The sequence below is a fragment of the Leptospira sanjuanensis genome (assembly GCF_022267375.1).
In the GTDB taxonomy this organism is placed as follows: domain Bacteria; phylum Spirochaetota; class Leptospiria; order Leptospirales; family Leptospiraceae; genus Leptospira; species Leptospira sanjuanensis.
This window is the reverse complement of record NZ_JAIZBH010000001.1, coordinates 1,913,980-1,931,474: the sequence shown is the minus strand read 5'-3', so window position 1 is coordinate 1,931,474 and position 17,495 is coordinate 1,913,980. Positions and strand designations below refer to the sequence as shown.

Sequence of the window (17,495 nt, the reverse complement as noted above, 5' to 3'; positions counted from 1 at the left end):
TTTTTCAAATTTTTTCTTCGGAGCTTTCAACTTCGATGCACATAACGTGTGTCTTGTTTTCAAAACCGAATTTTCCCGTTTCACCTAAGCACTGTTTTAAACGCCGTTTGCCTCCGTAAAATTCCTCGAAATACCGAACGAATCGGGAAACGCCGTGTAACAATTCTACATTGTCTTCAGACTCAATTTACTGAAAAAAAGTTGCTGGGAAAGCTTAAAAAATACCAAAATCCCGTTTTTTTGACGGTGAAAACCATCAGTCTTTTTTGAATTTGTACAGCTCGGGAAAGTTTTTCTCCGCATAGAGAGATTCGGTTTCCGAGTCCTCCGGTAAAATTCCTCCGTCCGCAAGTTCCGGTACAAAACCGGCGTCTCGAATCATGGAAATCGTTTCCGTCATTTCGGAGCCCTTCACGTTCAGATAACCCGCGGAGAACAAAGAGTTTGCGGCAAAAAGAGCTGTCGCAGAAAGACTTCTCAAGTGGCCTTCTCTTCCCGCAGCAATTCGGATCTCGGAGTCCGGATTCACCAATCGGAACAAAGAAAGAATTCTCACACAAAGTTCCGGAGTCAAAACGCTCGGATTTTTGATCGCATGTCCTTTGACGGGTATGAAAAAATTTACGGGAATAGAAATCACTCGAAAGGACTTGAGTTCAAACGCAACATCCACGATGTCGCGGAGAGTTTCTCCCATTCCTACGATGACCCCGCTGCACATTCCGATTCCGGCTTTGGAAACGGAACCTAAGGTTTCCGCTCTCTGTGCGTATGTATGCGTATCGCAAATTTCAGGATAATGATTTTCGGAAGTGTTCAGATTGTGATTGTAACGATCGAGCCCCGCCGCTTTCAGAAGCTGGGCCTTGTCTTCGTCCAAAAGGCCCGCGGAAAGACAAACCTTCATCCCGAGTTCGTCAGTGATTTTGCGGATCGTATTCGCAAGTCTTTCGGTGGTCGGGCGATTCGGTCCGGTTCCGGAAGTAACCATACAAAAACGATACGCTCCGTTTTCCTTGGCTTTGACCGCGTCCTCGTAGATTTCTTCCTCGGACTTCATCGGATATTCCTGAACTCCGGAGTTTGCATTCTTTCTTTGCGCGCAGTAGCCGCAATCTTCGGGACAATAGCCGTTTTTGATATTATCTAAGATATGAATTCGAACTTTGTTTCCGAAATAGCGATTTCTTTCCTGAAACGCTCTGTCTAAAACGAACGTCAAAGGAACGGAACCGTTTAGAATTTCGAACCCTTCTTCCTTTGTAATGACGCTCGGAACTTCGGAGAATATTTTTTCTGCTGTTTTGAGTGTTGAGGACATTCTTCAGACAGGTTCAAGGGAAGGAGTTTTCTTGAAAAGTCTATTTCCCGAGGGAAATTTCAGAGAGTGTTTCCCGAATCGCCGTGAATACTTTTTCCAGGGAAGAATCCGAAATGATATACGGAGGCGTAAGATAGATCACGTTCCCTAAGGGGCGAAGCACGACACCCTTCTCCAAAAACTTTTTCTTGAGAATTTTGTTTCCCGGATACGTGTAGCCGCTCTCGCTTCCCACCTCGAGTTCGAGAACTCCGACCGCACCCAACACGCGGCAATCCCGAATCGCGTTCGGGAATTCTTCCGCGATTTTTTTCAGTCCGATCTTCATCTTTGTTTCGAGGTTTCGAACCTGATCGATTCGATTCTCCTCTTGAAAGAGTTTTACGGAGGCAAGGGCCGCCGCACAAGCAATCGGATTTCCGGTCATGGTATGTCCGTGATAAAATCCCTTAGCCGGATCGGGAGTCACGAATGCGGAATGAATTCTTTCGGTCGTCAACGTCACGGCAACGGCGGCCGTTCCCGCGCTGAGACCCTTTGCCATCGCGACCAAATCCGGTTGTATATTCGCTTTTTGATATGCGAAAAGCGCGCCGGTTCTTCCGAAACCGGTAAACACCTCGTCGACCAACAACAAGGCTCCGAATCGTTTCGCGATGCGTTCGAGTTTTTGGAGAACTTCTTCCTTGTAAAAGATCATTCCGCCGGAACCGAAGATCAATGGTTCGAGCACGATTCCTGCGATCGAATTCGGGTTTTCTTCCAAATACGATTCGACCGCGTTCACGCATTCCGCCGCGCAGGAATCGGGTTTTTTACCGACCGGGCAAAAGCTGCAATTCGGAGTCGGAAATTCTTTTGTGGGAAACAAAAGTCCGGCAAAGACCCGATTGAACACGGAATCCCCGCCCACGCTCATCGTTCCGATCGTATCTCCGTGGTAGGATGTATCAAACTTTATGAATGTCTTTCTCTGCGTTTCTCCGATGTTCTGGAAATACTGATACGCGAGTTTGATCATGATCTCCACCGCGGTCGAACCGTTGTCCGAATACAACACTCGTTGAAAAAGCCCGTCCGTGATTCGTAAAAGTTCGGTCGCGAGATTCTCGGCCGGTTCGTGCGTAAAACCCGCGAGTAGAACATGATCGAGCAGGTCCATCTGATCTTTAAGCGCCTGCAAAATCTTAGGATGATTGTGTCCGTGGATGCTCACCCACCAGGAAGAGATCGCGTCAATGTAAGAATTCCCCTTCTCGTCATACAGGAATTCTTCTCTTGCCCTTGCGATCTTTAAGGGAGAATCGGGTTCGAATTGAAGGGTGAATGGATACCAGATCATACGATGATTTTCTGAATCAGTTCGTCCGGATCGAACGCGGTCAAACATTCCTTTTGAAACCGTTCTCGGCTGATGCGTTCTTTCGATCGCAGAAAAAAGGTTCCAAGCGACGGAACGCCGCTCCATTCCGTAATCGTTCGGATATTGTCTTCGGTCGTTTTATCCGGAACTCCGAGAAAGTAAATCCCTTTCAGATCGATCTTTCGAGTTTGAATCGCTTCCAAAGTAAGAAGCGTATGATTGATCGTTCCCAAAGAAACGGACGCCGCCAAGATCAACGGGATTTCGGATTGCCGGATGAGTTCTATCGTAAGAATTTTTCGAGTCAGAGGAACCAACAGACCGCCCGCGGCCTCGACCACGATTCGTTGATCCCGAATGCTGTAGAGATGTCTGGAAAGTTCGTCCGTATCGATTTCGATTCCTTCCAATTCGGATGCGTAATGAGGCGATCCAGCAAACGCAAAGGAATAATAATTCTGTAAAAAGAAACTTTCATGAAGTCCGCTCAGATTCATTACGGTAACTCGATCGCTGTCGTCTCCCGTTTGAACGGGTTTGAAATACTTGAGTCCCAAGGACCGGCCGTATTTCCCGAGAATGAGAGAACTGAGCAAGGTTTTTCCCACATCGGTTCCCGTTGCTCCGATAAAGATCGCCATCAAAACTCCGGCAAAAGAGAAATCAATTTCTCTAATGTAGCATCGGTCGTATCCGAATGAATGCTGATCCGAAGACGAGGTACGTCCACAGTAGGAGGTCGAATCGCTTTTACGTGAAGTCCGTTCTTTCTACAACCCTCCGCAGCGTTCAAAACGGATTCTTCCGAAGGAAAAAGAACCGGAACGATCTGCGATTGGGAAGAAGTCTTCGGATACTGTTTCACGTTCAGAAGTTCTCTAAATCGTGCGGCTTTTTCCAAAAGACTTGTTCGTTCCGATTCCATCGATTGTACGAGAGCGACGGAAATCGGAACCGCATGCGCGATCGCAGGCATAGGCGCCGTAGAATAGATGAACGTTCGCATCTTGTTGATCAGAAACTCTTTTCCGATTCGGGAGGTTCCGATCCAGGCGCCTTCGAGTCCTAAGGATTTACCGGCCGTAAACGTGATAAAATCGGCTTCTTGAATTTTATCTTTTCCTAATATTTGAGCAACCCGCCCTTCTCCCTTTTTTCCAAACACGCCGATCCCGTGTGCGTCGTCCAAAACCAAAGTGGCTTCGTATCGATTCTTCAAATATACGAGATCTTCGATCGGAGCCAAATCTCCGTCCATACTGAATACGGTTTCGCTTACGATGATTTTTTCTTTTCGTTTGGATTTCCGGAGAAGTTCTTCCAGATGATTCAGGTTTAGGTGTTTATAATACGTTTTTTCGGCGCCGGACAAACGGACTCCGTCCAGGATCGAAGCGTGATTGAGACGGTCCGTAAAAATTTCAGTCTTCGCGTTTGCGATACAGGAAAGAAGTCCTAAATTGGCCGCGTATCCATTGGCGACCCACAGAGAGGTTTCGGTTCCGATCCAATCCGAACACGCTTCTTCCGCCGCTTCGAACGAATCCCTGTGTCCGCTGACCAAACGAGAAGCCCCCGATCCGGCTCCGTACAAGTCCAGACCTTCTTTGATGCTTTGAATCAGTTTCGGATGTTTGGTAAGAGCAAGATAATCGTTGGAGGATAAATCCACCCCGGAAGGAACTTCCAGGGTCCGAAAGAGGAAATCCCTTTTCAGGGATTCCAAAACGGAAGAGGCTTTTTGAATGAACGTCGATGAATCCAGGTTCAAAAAACCTCTCTTTGAAATTTAGAGCATTTCCTTCACTTCGTTTCTTTCGGAAACGAGTTCGTCGTGAGTGATCTTGAACTTCTCTTTTGCAAAGTCGTTCAAAGGAAGACCTTGGATGATCTCCACTTTCTTTCCGTCGGACTTCAAAGGAAATCCGAAGATCAATCCTTTTTCAGCGCCGTAAGAACCGTCGGAAACGATCGCCGCAGAAAAAGCGTCGCCTGGTGCGGTCGGAGTGATGATTCCGCGAACCGTGTCTACGACTCCGTTCGCAGCGCTCGCCGCAGAAGATGCTCCTCTTGCTTTGATGATCTCCGCTCCTCTTTGCTGAACGTTCTTGATAAAATCTCCCTTGAGCCATTCGTGATCGGAGATCACGTCGGTCACAGGTTTACCCGAAATCTTTGCGTTATAAAAATCAGGATATTGAGTGGAAGAATGGTTTCCCCAGATTCCGAGATGAGTCACTTCTTTCACGGGAACTCCCGCTTTGGAAGCAAGCTGAGATTTCGCTCTGTTCTCATCCAGTTTTGTCATCGCGAACCAACGATCCTGTGGAACACCTTTTGCATTGTTCATCGCAATCAAGCAATTGGTGTTACAAGGGTTTCCTACGACGAGAACTCTTACGTCGGAAGAGGCGTTCTTTTCGATCGCCTTTCCTTGGTTGACGAAAATTCCACCGTTGATTTTGAGAAGATCCCCTCTTTCCATTCCCGCTTTTCTAGGAACCGAGCCGACTAACAACGCCCAGTTGATGTCCTTGAATGCTGTATCCAAATCGGAAGAGACGGTCACTTTTTGAAGCAGAGGAAACGCACAGTCCTCTAATTCCATAATTACACCCTTTGCCGCGGGAAGCGCAGCTTCCAATTCAAGCATCTGGATTTCCACTGCCGTGTCCGCGCCGAACATTTGTCCGGAAGCGATTCTAAAAAGAAGGGAATATCCGATTTGTCCCGCAGCGCCTGTAACAGCGACCTTCACTGTCTTACTCATATTTGGCTGACTCCTAATTTCTGATTTTAATTTTTAAGTTCCTGATCGATCACTTTGGTAAAGGCTTCTATCGGTTGAGCGCCTTCCACCATAATACCGTTGATAAAGAAAGCGGGAGTTCCGCTAACTCCGTATTTTTCCCCTTCCGCCATATCTTCTTCCACTTCTTTACGAACCTTTGCGTCGTTCACGCATTGACTGAAAGCCTTCATATCCAAACCCGTTCCTCTCGCAAGATCCAGAACGCGTTCCTTCGGAAGATTTCCTGAATTGTTAAAAAGAACGTTGAAGAATTCCCAATACTTTCCTTGAGGACTCGCGCAGTTTGCGGCGATATGTGCGAACATCGCGTTCGGATGAAAGGAAAGAGGATAATCGCGGAACACCCAGCGGATCTGATCCTTATACTTCGCTCTCAGCTGAACGTTTACGTCCTGACTTCTTTTGCAAAAAGGACATTCGAAATCCGAAAACTCTACGATCGTAACCTTCGCTTTTTCCGGACCGATGGACGGATTGTTTCCGGTAAGAATCTCGTCTCGGAGAGGAGGTAGTTCCTTCACCTTTACGGAAATATTGTATTCGTTGCGGAGTTGTCCGAAGAGCGAATTTCTAAGTTCTTCTTTCTTTTGAGAGACGAGATGATTTTCGATTTCGGTCTTTACTTGATCGAAGGACTTTCCTTTCAGAGCGGGAGAATTCTTATACTGATCGTAGATTGCGCGCATTTCCGCGAGGCTCGGAGCCGGAACGGAAGGCTCCAGCAATTCCTTTTCGGAAACGTTACGCTCCTTTGCAGCCAATGAAACCACCTTCTTGCTCGCAAACTCGGAAAGAACCCGGTACAAACGATCGTTCGTCTCTGCGTAGAACTTACGGGCGATTCTAGGATTCTCTTTTTCAACGTCTTTGATCGTATAATTCTTACCTTTGATTTCGGCTATCCCATCCGGAGAAAAATAAGAAATCAAAGGGAGAATCGTAAACGCGATGTAGATTAAAAATGCGGCGGAAAGTATGAGCAAAGGTCTGGATTCCTTCGCTTTAAGCTTATCGATTATGTCTTGCATGGAAAAGATTCTCCCAGTGGTTCAAAAAACGGCGATGCAGTTTCCCTACTTGCCAGCTTAGAAACGTCGGGCGGGCTGGCAAACGATAAATTCGGGCCTTTGCTTGGCATTCTCTCCCGAAATCCGATTGAAGTAAACGGAAGAATTAGATCGAAAACAGCGGCACTTTTGGAAAAAAATCCGAAAAAAAACTAAAGTGAATCCTCTATTACCGATAGTTTTAATAGAGAAGCTTCGGATTTCCGACAGGGGTCCGAGCTGGAGAACAAGGAGGTTCGGGTTTATGAATGTGACCGGATTAACGATTCAACCATTTTCGTTTTCCTGGCCCCAGCCTGACGAACGATCGAGAACGCAACCCGTAGGAAAGCGTTCTGCCGAGTTAGAGAGCGAGACGTTGCGGTCAGAGCCGGTAGCGATCGAAAAACGGATTCGGGAAAAGGATGTCGTCGGTTCGGAGTCGATCCAACAAAAACGATCCGGAACCCAAAAGAACGAAGTCGATCCGGAAGAGCTTGTCATGAAACCTTCCCCGGTTTCTTTTGAAGAAAGAATGAATCAAGTCATCAGTCCGGAACAGATGAAGAACCTTCTTTCCATGATGGTGCGCTCCAGAATGAGCGAAAACGCGACCGACCACAAAATCGATGTAAGGCGATAGAGAAGAAGCGGTTTTGTTTTTGACTCTCGCACTCATTTATACGGTCGGTTTAGATATTATACTGATCTTTGCCGGTTTGGCCGCCTTTGCCGGACTGGCCTTCCTTTTTTTTCAGGAAGTGATTTATCCCGCCATAAAAAAAGGAAGCGCCGGAGCGGGAACTCCTCCCGAAGAGGGCGATCGTTTCGTTTTGGTCGTTTCCGAAAGTCAAAGAAACGTCCGATTCACTGTAGGACAAACCTCGGGAGAGATCCGCACCTATTGCAACGCGATCTCCGACAATCATCTCGTATTCAACATCAAAAAAGCGAAGGACTCGGAAGACTACGAAATCCAGATCCTCAAAAATTCTCCCGTACTCTTCAAACCTCCCGCAATGCCGACCTTTTCCAAAATGGAATCCACAGAAAAACTGGATAGTTACGAAATCATCGGTAAAAGCGCCGACTTTCGAATTTCGGATAAGGTAACGAAAGAAAGGATGACTCAGTATTTCGAGATTCGTCTTTCCTCCGAGTTTTTTATCAACAACTTCGGCAAGGAAAGAATGAGATTCATCTTTACGATCGCGAAAATTCATCCCGGTCTCAACCGAAGAACCCCGATCAAAAAAGGACTTTACGCTTTCGGAAAAGAGGAAAGGGAAGAAGCGGAGGAGTAAAACGAAATCGCGCGGAAGCTTCCGTCGCAGCAAACGATTTCGATTTTTACAAAATTCAAATATTAGGAAATTTTAATTTCTTTGACCGACTCGGAAACCCCGTCCTCTTCCACCTTTAAGGAAAGAATCTGACAATTAAAATGGGTCTTTGCGGTAAACTCCGCCAGTTTTTCGCGCAGAATCTTTTCGACGCGCACAGCCTTGCTTCTTTCCGAAAACAAAAGAACTGAAGGACCGCTGCCCGAAAGAGAATAACCGATGAGATTCTTTTCCGCTTCCTTTAAAAACGGATTGAGCGCAAATTCGGAATGCATTCGATACGGTGTGTGAACCCGATCCTCCAGCGCAAGCTTCAAAAGATTGACCTTCCCCGAATCCAAAAACTCCATCCAGGTCGCGATCCGGCTCATATTGAAGATCACGTCTTCCGTCGAATACGAACTCGGTAAAGTTTTGCGGGATTGATGCGTGGAAGTTTCGAGATCGGGGACGATTAGAAAACAACGGACCTTTTTAGGAAATTTCTTTTTGACGTATTCCAGTCGTTCCCCGTTGAAATACGCGAATACGAAACCGCCTAAATACGCAGGAATCGTATTGTCCGGATGTCCTTCGATTTGCCCGAGATGAAACAGAAATTCGTTTTCTTTCGGAAGAGAAATCTTCGGAAAGAAATGTTTGTGTGCGAATCGCGCGGCGCAGACTCCGGCGACAGCGGCGCTCGCGCTCGAACCCAAACCGCCTTTCATCGGAAGATTCAGATCCATATGTAAAGAATACGGAACGGGTTCTTGTCCCGGAAGAAATTTTCGAAAGTAGGATTGATACGAAGAAAGAACCATGTCTTCGTCCGGAGCGAACGGCAAAACATCCATTCCCTTGACGGAAGTTTTGAATTCTTTCTCCGCGCGAAATTGAAACTGAAATCGGTTGTAGATTCGAAACGCGAGACCGAATAGATCGAAACCCGGACCCAAATTGGCCGAGGTTCCGGGAACTCGAATGGAATATTGTCGAATCGAAGTCATATCGCGGATCGATGCGTCTTACGGAGACGATCGTAAAAATTACGACCAGAATTTCTCTCCAAATCAAATCGTCATTTGATTTTCGATTTCCGGAATTCGATTTTCAAAATTCGGGTTCCGAACTCCGATTTCCTTTGTTTTGTGTCGCCAAATTCTGCATTTGAAAAAGAGTTTTCTCGTTCGTGTTCCGGCCCATTCTGTCGGATATGCACTTTTCCATTTTAGATCTGATCGTTCTTTTATCGTACGTCGTCTTGGTTCTTTTTTCGGGATGGTTCACTTCCAGAAAGAAGGATAAGGATTCTTCTTCTTACTTTCTTGCGGGAAGAGAACTGTCCTGGATTCCACTCAGTTTTTCGATCGTCGCAACCGAAACTTCCACGCTTACCTTTTTGAATATTCCTGGTTTGAGTTACTCCGGCAATCTCACCTTTCTCGGACTCGGATTGGGTTTCGTTTTGGGGAGAATCCTCGTCGCACAATGGTTTATCCCGATGTATTATCAATCCGGCTTTATCTCGGTGTATGAATGGGTGGGAATCCGTTACGGAAAGGTTTCCCAGAAAACGGTTACCTTCTTGTTCAAGCTCACGCGAATCTTAGGAGACGGAGTAAGAATGTACGCGTCCGCGATTCCGGTCGCGATTCTTTTGGAAGTATTTTTAAAACAATATTCCTCGATAGAAGCGGAAACTCTGCACGTAGAAATTTTAAGTCTTCTTTTGATTTCGGCGATTACGATTCTTTATACGGTGCAAGGCGGATTTCGTTCGGTGGTTTGGGTGGATTCGTTGCAATTTCTGATTTATGTTGCCGGAGGAATCTTCGCGCTTTTTTATCTGAGTTCCCTTTTAATCGACAGAGGATTCGACGTTGTAAGTCTCGCAACCCGGGCAAACGAAGCAAACAAGCTGCGGATTTTCGAATGGAGTGAATTCTCCTCTCCGTATTTTTTACCTACCGCGATCGTTGGCGGAATTCTTTTGACGTTGGGAACGCACGGAGTCGATCAGATGTTCGTACAACGAGTTCTTGCGTGCCGTTCCGAATCGGATGCGAAGAAAGCGATGATTTCATCGGGTATTTTCGTTTTTTTCCAATTCGTATTATTTTTAAGCATCGGGATTCTATTATATTTTTATTATGAAGGTTCGAACCTTCCCAAGGACAAAGTCTTTTCCAAGTTCATTCTCGAAGAAGTGCCTTCCCCGATCACCGGTTTTTTACTTGCGGCGATCTTGGCTTCCGCAATGTCCACACTTTCCAGCTCGATCAACTCGCTTTCGTTGACAACCAAGGTGGATCTCGGATTTGAAAAATTCGGTTCGGGCACGTTGAGTCTGTTCTGGGGAATGATTCTTTTGTTGAGTTCGTTGTTCCCTCTCTTTTTAACGACCGGCAAAACGGGACTTGTGGAATTGGGGCTTTCGATCGCTTCCTACACGGTCGGACCTATCATTGCGGTGTTTCTCAGCGGAAGAATATCAACTTTTTCGTATATGCAGAATTTAAAGGATAAAAACGCGTCCTTGGCGATCGGACTGACTCCCGTAATCACCTTAGCCTTCGGAAAATCGACGGGCTCGGGTTTTACTCTTCTCGTTCCTTTCGGAATCGGGACTTGTCTTTTAATCGGGCTTATGCTATTGCAAATTCAGAATCGTCGGACTTCTCCAAAATAGATTCCACGATTCTTCGGAACTCGGCCGCTTTGGTGTAGTGCATGTAATGGTCTCCGTTCGGGATTTCGTAAAACTTCGAATTCGGAAAGAATGAACGAGCCGTAAGACGATCCTCTTTACGAAAAAAATCCGAAATTCCGCCGGTGATAAAGTAGGTTTGTTGCCGGTAGGGTCGATTCGCATAACGCGCGAAAAAATCCTGTAAGAGACGGGGCGACCCGGCGATTCCTTCCACGTTGAGTTTCCAACGATAACCGCCCTCTTCCCTGCGTTCCAGATTCATTTCCAAAAAATTCCGAACGAACGCATCCGGAAGAATTTTCGTCAAGGCCGCGTCGATTTCCTGTCTGGAATTGAATCCGGAAACGTCGGTCCGCAAACAGGCCATTTCGCTTTCATAGTGAAACGGATAATCCTTCGGCGCGATGTCCTCGATCAATAAGATGGATGGAATATTCGGATTCTTTAATGCAAATCCCATTGAAACCAGCCCGCCCATGGAATGCCCTAGAATCGCCGGATTTTCGATTCCGTTCTTCACGATCCAGACCTCCAAATCCTCCACCATCGAAGCGAGGGAATGTTCGGAAGAATGAGGAGAATCCCCGTGGTTTCGAAGATCCATCAAATACACGTCGGAATAACGACTTAGAAAATCTCCGACGCTCAGCCAGTTTTTGGAAGAACCGAAGAGTCCGTGTAAAACGAGGATCGGTCCGCAAACCGGAGAAAGAAATCTCTCGTTTCGAAATTCTATCTTGCGTGAATGGAGATCTACTGTAGACATTCTTTTTGGATGATCTTTAGATATTGATGATACTTTTTGCCGTAACGATACGGAAGGGATTGCAGATCTTTGCGAAAGGATTCGTAGATTTCCTTTCGGGTATCCGGCTTTTCGTTTCCGCATTGTATCGTTTCCGGGTCCTTGGTCAAGGATTCGAACCGTTTGGAAATCTGGCTCGCAAACACGGTCGCATAGTTTCCGTTCGGATTGAGTTGCAGATAACGGATTCTTCGTTTTCTTTCATCGCCGATAAAACAGAAAACATCCCGTTTGCAGTTTAATTCCGGAGTATGTTTCACACCCAAAAACGCGGCAAAATCTCCCGGACCTTTGTCCCTGAATTCTTCACCGATCTTCCAAAAAACTTCCGGGTTGATTTTGGCGGGTTTTCCTCTTTCACCGGGAATGATTTCACCGGGAACTTTGGAAAGATAATCCTGGAGTTTGGATTCTTTTCGTTTGCTTTCGCCTTCTTGCAGAATTTCTAAGATTCGCACCAAAACGACCGCTCTTCTGATTTTTAAATAAAGATATTCGTCTCCGTGATAGATTCCGTTTTCTTCCAGAGAACTTAAATACTGATAAACCGATTCGAGTTCGGTCAGTCCCGTATGAGTCGAATACAACATTCGATCGATGGAACGAAGGATGATTTTGTAAGCCCCTCTTTCTTCCATATCGAAGAGGAATTGAGTTTCGGCCCAACCGCTTAAGCCAGTGGCGTCGGAAACAAAACGAAATCCTCGGTCGTGTTTCCCGTTATGCTTTTCGTTTTTACTTTGTACGATTTCCCCGAAACCGAACCTGCGTAAAATTTCGGACTTCTTATCGGGGAAGAGATAGAGAGGAGAATTCGGTTTTAAAACCAGCCAATCCCCTCCCTGGACTTGGGTAAACGCAGTGAAGACAAATAGGATCAGAACGATCCGTTTCATCGATTACTTGCTCAAGTCCCCGATCATTTGTGCGATTCGTTCTACTCCGCGCTGGATATCCTTTTCTCCCATCGCATAGGAAAGCCTAAGAGCCTGATCTTCTCCGAAAGCGATTCCGGGAACCGCGGCTACTTTATACTTTTCTAATAGAACGTTGCAGAAAATCTTACTCAAAGAAGTTTCAGAAGATTCTTTTTTGAGCTTTTCGAAACCGGGCGTTTTGTAAACGTCCGTCAAATACGGAAACACGTAGAATGCGCCTTGCGGGTTGTTGCACTTCACGCCGGGAATCGCGTTCAATTGAGCGACGATGAGATTCCTTCTTACTTCAAAAGCCTTTCTCATTTCTTCCACACAAGCCTGATCTCCGCCGATCGCAGCCTGAGCGGCCGCTTGGGAAATCGAAGACGGATTGGAAGTGGACTGACTCTGGATCGTTTCCATGTTTTTAACGATGCTCAAATCCCCCGCTCCGTATCCGATTCTCCAGCCGGTCATCGCGTAGGTTTTGGAAACCCCGTTGATGACAAAGGTCAGTTTTTTGAGTTCGGGAGAAACCATCGCTAGATTGGAAAAGGAAAATCCGTCATAAACGATCTTCTCGTAGATATCGTCGCTCATCACTTGGATTCCGGCGGCGAGAACGACTTCTGCAAGCGCTTCCAAATCCTTTTTGGAATATCCCGCTCCCGTCGGATTCGAGGGAGAATTCAGGATCAGACATTTTGTCTTAGGAGTGATCGCCTTCTTCAATTGCTCGGGAGTGATTTGAAAATTACTTTCGGGAGCGGTCGTAACGATCACGGGAACACCTTCCGCGAGGCGAACGATGTCCGCATAACTCACCCAATACGGAGCGGGAATGATGACCTCGTCTCCCGCGTTGAGGGTCGCAAGAAAGTAGTTGTAGATGACCTGCTTTCCTCCTGTTCCGATGATCACCTGATTCTTATCGTAATCGAGTCCGTTGTCCCGTTTGAATTTCGTGACGATCGCCTCTTTGAGTTCCACCGTTCCGGAAACAGCCGTGTAACGCGTCATACCCTTATCGATCGCCTGTTTTGCGGCGTCTCTAATATGGGACGGGGTTTCGAAATCGGGTTCGCCGGCTCCGAAACTTACAATGTCTTCTCCCTTTTTTTTCAACTCGTTCGCCTTTGCGGTGATTACGAGTGTGGGAGAAGGCTCGATGACGTTCAGCCTCTTTGCGCTGAGATCCATGCTGTTCCTCTTTGAATGTTTTTAACTTCTAGTATTCGGTCGTCTCTTTGAACCATTCCGAAGAACGTTAGACGTTGTTCAGCTGCAGCTGAGCCAATTCTTCCTGAGCTTCGCGGAATTGATCCAAAGTATAAATTTCGTATTCGTATCCCTGTTCGGTAAGAAACAACTGGCGGTTCTGTCCGAATCGCTCCTCGTTGGTATCTCTCGAAATGAGAGAATAGAATACGGCCGTGTTATCGTGTCCTTTCGGTCTGAGGATTCGGCCCAATCTTTGAGCTTCTTCCTGTCTGGAACCGAACGTTCCCGAAACCTGGATCGCGATGTTCGCGTCGGGAAGGTCGATCGAAAAGTTCGCAACCTTACTCACGACGAGAGATTTGATCTTTCCGGAACGGAACGCATCGTATAGAGTCTGTCTTTCCGGAAGCGGGGTTTTACCGGTAATCAGAGGAATATTAAACTTCTTTGATATTTCTTCCAACTGATTGATGTATTGTCCGATCACAAGGAGATGCGACTCGGAGTGTTTTTTCATGATGAGATCGATCGCCTTCATCTTTTCCGGATTTTCGGAGGCAAGTCTGAACTTTTCACGGTCGTCCGCAATGGAATACTTCAAACGCAGATCGTCTTCCATATTGACTCGGATTTCCTTACACTTCGCTTCCGCGATCCAAGACTTGCTTTCCAGTTCCTTCCAAGGAACGTCATATTTTTTCGGTCCGATCAGCGAGAACACATCCTCTTCCAAACCGTCCTCGCGCACGAGCGTTGCGGTTAGGCCGAGTCTTCTTTTTGCCTGAAGTTCGGAAGTCATACGGAAAACCGGAGCGGGAAGCAAGTGAACCTCATCGTAAACGATCAAACCCCAGTTGTTCGCGCTGAAAAGATGGAAGTGGGTAAAATCCCCTCCCTTCTTCTTTCTGTGTGTAAGAATGTTATAAGTCGCTATTGTAATCGGGCGAATCTCTTTGACTTCACCGGAATATTCGCCGATATCCTCGGGAGGAATGTCGGTTTTATCGAGAATTTCATTTCTCCATTGGCGGATGGAAAGAGTGTTCGTAACGAGAATCAGAGTTTCCGCGCCTACAATCTGCATTACGCCGATCCCTACGATGGTTTTCCCCGCACCGCAAGGAAGAACCACTACGCCGGAACCGCCTTCGTTACCGCCGCCCGCGTGAAATACTTCCACACAAGCCCGTTGGTAATCGCGCATTCCGAACTTTTTACCGCTGATGCTCTCCGGTCTTAGATTAAAACCGTATTTGTTTCCTTCGTCGTAACCCGCGAGGTCTTCCACGGGGAAACCGATTTTAATCAAGGCTTGTTTGATATGACCGCGGTATTCTTTTTTGATATAAATCTTATCGGGGAATGTAGTTTCGATGAACGGTTGAACCGCTCTGTGATTTCCGATTTCTTGGAGAAATCCTTTTTCATTCGAGATGATTGCGAGTTCTCCGGATTCTTCCTTAACGAGTTTTACTTTTCCGTAACGACTGATCTGTTCGCGGATTTCGTTTACGATGTTCTTGGGAACGGAGTATCGGGAGAATTTTTCCAGACATTCCACGATTTCGTCCGCGGTCATCTTGATCGACGCGGCGTTCCAAAGGGAAAGCGGGGAAATTCTATACGTATGAAGGTATTCCGGACTTTTTTCTAATTCGGCAAATTTGGAAACGATGCTCTGACAGGCTTCAAACTCGGGGTTATCGACCTCCAAAAGCATAGTTTTATCACTCTGAACGATTAAGGGTTTGCTCATTTGTGTCTGGTTTCCTGTTTGTTTAGACTGAAAATCGACCCCTTTCTGTCAAGAAGAATGCAAATGATGGGCTCTTTTCGTTCAACGGGACAAAATACGAAGAACGAAGCATGCGAAAAAGCGATCGATTTCGCGAAAGTTCTAAGAAAGAATCACAACCCGGAAAGCAGAATTTGAAAACTTCCGCTCTTTTCTTCCGCCGGTCGGAGAGTCGTCAAAGAAAAACCGTTTCGAACCGCGTTCCCCGGCGCGCTCATCGGTTCGATCGCGATTCTATTTTCTGAGAAGTTCGTATAAATTTGAAAATACGAAAGCCGTATCTCGTCTTCCTGGAACGCGTTCGCTTGAACGCATACTTGGTACGAATCTTCAGGAACCTGAAGCGTCACCCATGCGTCTTTTCCGTAAAACAAAGAATCCAACGCGGGAACCTTCTCCAATGAGAATCGATCCGTTTCAAAACCGTAGATGGGATAAACCGGAGTCAGATCTTCTTGTAAAGGAATCTGTTTCAGAAGGTTAGACCGAAGAATACAAGGCGGTTGCGAAGAATTCATTCGAAAATACGGATGATACCCGTAGCAGAATCGAAACGGATCCTCGGTTCGATTTTTAAAACTCGTTCGAAGCGTAAGAACTTCTTTTCCGAAAATGGATTCGAGAGAATATTCTTCGTGTATCAAAATCTTTGCTAAATCGAAATCGCGAACGGAATCGTCGGGAATCAACTCGAACCGAATCCTTCGTTCGGATCGTTCGACGACCTTTCGTTCCCAAGCGTATGCGAGTCCGTGAGAAGGATAACCGTTTGCGTCTTTGCTCCCGATTTCGGCGAGAGAAATCCAATCTTCTCCCAGTCGAATCGAATCGCCCGTATGCCGATTGACCCAGGGAAACATCAGATACGAACCGGAACGAAAGAAATGGTCCTTCTCCTCATAACCGGAAATGATTTCGAACTCTTTGTCTTGATCCGGATGTTTCCAAGTCCAGGAAAGAATTTGATTTCCCGATTCGGTGAACTTCAACAGGGAACGTTCGCTGAAAATTTCCTTCACGCGCGCAAGCCTGGCGAAAACGGTTCAGATTTCCAGCGAATTTAGATCCGTTTTTAAAACGTTTAGGTCTTAGGAAAGGAATTGAAAGCCTGCTTTCTTAGAGGAAACTGACGATTCCAGAGGAGAATTTCTTTGAAACACTCGATTCTAACTTGGACAACCTCCGTATTCCTCGGTTTGGTTCTTACAAACTGCTATATTCCGGTCAACGCAAACTTAGGCGGACCGGGAAAGTCCGCCGAACTCAGAGAGAAACTTCTTTCCGGTAGACAGGAAGACAAGATTCTCATCGTGCCGATCGACGGCGTGATCAGCGACGAAGGCGAAAAGACCTTCTTCGGCGGACAAGAAGATTCGATCTTGGCGGGAGTCAAAAAACAACTCGAACTCGCGGAACTTGATCCTGAAATCAAAGCGGTCATCTTAAAGATCAATTCACCCGGAGGCTCCGTTACGGCGAGCGACATTCTCTACAGAGAAATTCTTCAGTTCAAAACCAAAAAGAAAATCCCCGTAGTCGCGCTCTTTATGGATACGGCCGCAAGCGGAGCGTATTATATTTCCATGGCCGCCGATCTCGTGATCGCGCACCCGACTTCCGTGACCGGTTCGATCGGAGTCATTCTTTCGGGAATCAACGTAAAGGAAGGTTTGGATAAACTCGGAATCAAGGATCAATCGATCCGTTCCGGCGGAAACAAAACGATCGGTTCTCCTTTGGAAGACCTTTCTCCCGAACAAAGAAAACTTCTTCAGTCGATCGTGGACGATCTTTACGAAAAGTTTTTCGAAGTCGTGAAAAACGGAAGACCCGGAAAAAACGCGTCGGAACTCCGTAAGATCGCGGACGGAAGAATTTTCACCGCGTCCCAAGCGCTGCATCACGGACTGATCGACAAGATCGGTTATTTCGACAACGCAGTTCAAGAGACGATGTCGCTTCCGAATTACAAAAAAACTCCGGGAAACACGAATCCTAGAATCATCTATTATTCTCAAAGCACGGATAAGAGAACGAACTTTTATCAGGTTCAATCTCCCGAGTTAAGACCGGATTCGCCGATCTCTAAAATTTTAGGAACGGGAAGACAGGTTCGTTTTCTATATCTCTGGTCCTATTAAGGTTTATTAGAAATTTAGAATCCACTTTCCGGTATATAG

At 46.4% G+C, this 17,495-nt stretch carries 16 protein-coding genes; 4 read left to right on the top strand and 12 right to left on the bottom strand.

Annotation, left to right across the window (positions count from 1 at the left end; genetic code table 11):
* Positions 1-256: 256 nt before the first annotated feature.
* Genes bioB through LFX17_RS08675 form a run of 6 tightly spaced genes read right to left on the bottom strand, consistent with a single transcriptional unit; the run spans position 257 to position 6,524 of the window.
* Entirely contained in the window at positions 257-1,321 is a 1,065-nt protein-coding gene (gene bioB, locus LFX17_RS08700) for a biotin synthase BioB (protein ID WP_238746123.1), read from the bottom strand.
* 40 nt (positions 1,322-1,361) lie between these two features.
* Positions 1,362-2,663, bottom strand: coding sequence for an adenosylmethionine--8-amino-7-oxononanoate transaminase (bioA, locus tag LFX17_RS08695; protein ID WP_238746121.1), 1,302 nt, complete (start codon positions 2,661-2,663; stop codon positions 1,362-1,364).
* Positions 2,660-3,325 (bottom strand): dethiobiotin synthase, encoded by a 666-nt coding sequence (gene bioD, locus LFX17_RS08690; protein WP_238729903.1) that lies wholly within the window; start codon positions 3,323-3,325, stop codon positions 2,660-2,662. Before bioD ends, bioA begins: the two co-directional genes overlap by 4 nt.
* Positions 3,325-4,455 carry an aminotransferase class I/II-fold pyridoxal phosphate-dependent enzyme gene (locus LFX17_RS08685; protein WP_238746119.1) on the bottom strand — a complete coding sequence of 377 codons (1,131 nt, stop codon included), beginning with the start codon at positions 4,453-4,455 and terminating at the stop codon, positions 3,325-3,327. The genes bioD and LFX17_RS08685 overlap by 1 nt, the downstream gene beginning before the upstream one ends.
* A gap of 18 nt (positions 4,456-4,473) precedes the next feature.
* The gene (locus tag LFX17_RS08680) at positions 4,474-5,454 is read right to left on the bottom strand and encodes a malate dehydrogenase (RefSeq protein ID WP_238746117.1); all 981 of its coding nucleotides are present in this window, start codon (positions 5,452-5,454) and stop codon (positions 4,474-4,476) included.
* 26 nt (positions 5,455-5,480) lie between these two features.
* Entirely contained in the window at positions 5,481-6,524 is a 1,044-nt protein-coding gene (locus LFX17_RS08675) for a DsbA family protein (RefSeq protein WP_238729900.1), read from the bottom strand.
* Positions 6,525-6,807: 283 nt separating this feature from the next.
* On the opposite strand from LFX17_RS08675, the gene LFX17_RS08670 reads away from it, so the two are divergent.
* A complete protein-coding gene (locus LFX17_RS08670) occupies positions 6,808-7,185 on the top strand; it encodes a hypothetical protein (protein WP_238746115.1) in 378 nt (125 codons plus the stop codon).
* Between the two features lie 19 nt (positions 7,186-7,204).
* The gene (locus LFX17_RS08665; RefSeq protein ID WP_238746112.1) at positions 7,205-7,846 is read left to right on the top strand and encodes a hypothetical protein; all 642 of its coding nucleotides are present in this window, start codon (positions 7,205-7,207) and stop codon (positions 7,844-7,846) included.
* Positions 7,847-7,908: 62 nt separating this feature from the next.
* On the opposite strand, the gene thrB is transcribed toward LFX17_RS08665, so the two are convergent.
* Complete coding sequence (thrB, locus tag LFX17_RS08660) at positions 7,909-8,874, bottom strand: homoserine kinase (protein WP_238729897.1); 966 nt, start codon at positions 8,872-8,874, stop codon at positions 7,909-7,911.
* A 206-nt stretch (positions 8,875-9,080) separates the two neighbouring features.
* Between thrB and LFX17_RS08655 the strand changes: the two genes are divergently transcribed.
* Positions 9,081-10,556 (top strand): sodium:solute symporter family transporter, encoded by a 1,476-nt coding sequence (locus LFX17_RS08655; RefSeq protein WP_238747728.1) that lies wholly within the window; start codon positions 9,081-9,083, stop codon positions 10,554-10,556.
* Here LFX17_RS08655 and LFX17_RS08650 read toward each other — a convergent pair.
* From LFX17_RS08650 to LFX17_RS08630, 5 genes are all read right to left on the bottom strand, one after another.
* Complete coding sequence (locus LFX17_RS08650) at positions 10,513-11,343, bottom strand: alpha/beta fold hydrolase (RefSeq protein ID WP_238746110.1); 831 nt, start codon at positions 11,341-11,343, stop codon at positions 10,513-10,515. The two genes, LFX17_RS08655 and LFX17_RS08650, sit on opposite strands and share 44 nt — an antisense overlap.
* Positions 11,331-12,278, bottom strand: a complete 948-nt coding sequence (locus LFX17_RS08645; RefSeq protein WP_238729895.1) for a hypothetical protein — start codon at positions 12,276-12,278, stop codon at positions 11,331-11,333. The genes LFX17_RS08650 and LFX17_RS08645 overlap by 13 nt, the downstream gene beginning before the upstream one ends.
* A gap of 3 nt (positions 12,279-12,281) precedes the next feature.
* Complete coding sequence (locus LFX17_RS08640) at positions 12,282-13,499, bottom strand: pyridoxal phosphate-dependent aminotransferase (RefSeq protein WP_238746108.1); 1,218 nt, start codon at positions 13,497-13,499, stop codon at positions 12,282-12,284.
* Between the two features lie 67 nt (positions 13,500-13,566).
* Positions 13,567-15,276: a DNA repair helicase XPB gene (locus LFX17_RS08635; RefSeq protein WP_118956662.1), complete on the bottom strand. Its 1,710-nt coding sequence runs from the start codon at positions 15,274-15,276 to the stop codon at positions 13,567-13,569.
* Positions 15,277-15,428: 152 nt separating this feature from the next.
* Positions 15,429-16,334, bottom strand: a complete 906-nt coding sequence (locus LFX17_RS08630; protein ID WP_238746106.1) for an aldose 1-epimerase — start codon at positions 16,332-16,334, stop codon at positions 15,429-15,431.
* A 132-nt stretch (positions 16,335-16,466) separates the two neighbouring features.
* Between LFX17_RS08630 and sppA the strand changes: the two genes are divergently transcribed.
* Entirely contained in the window at positions 16,467-17,456 is a 990-nt protein-coding gene (gene sppA / locus LFX17_RS08625) for a signal peptide peptidase SppA (RefSeq protein WP_238729892.1), read from the top strand.
* The last annotated feature ends 39 nt before the right edge of the window (positions 17,457-17,495 follow it).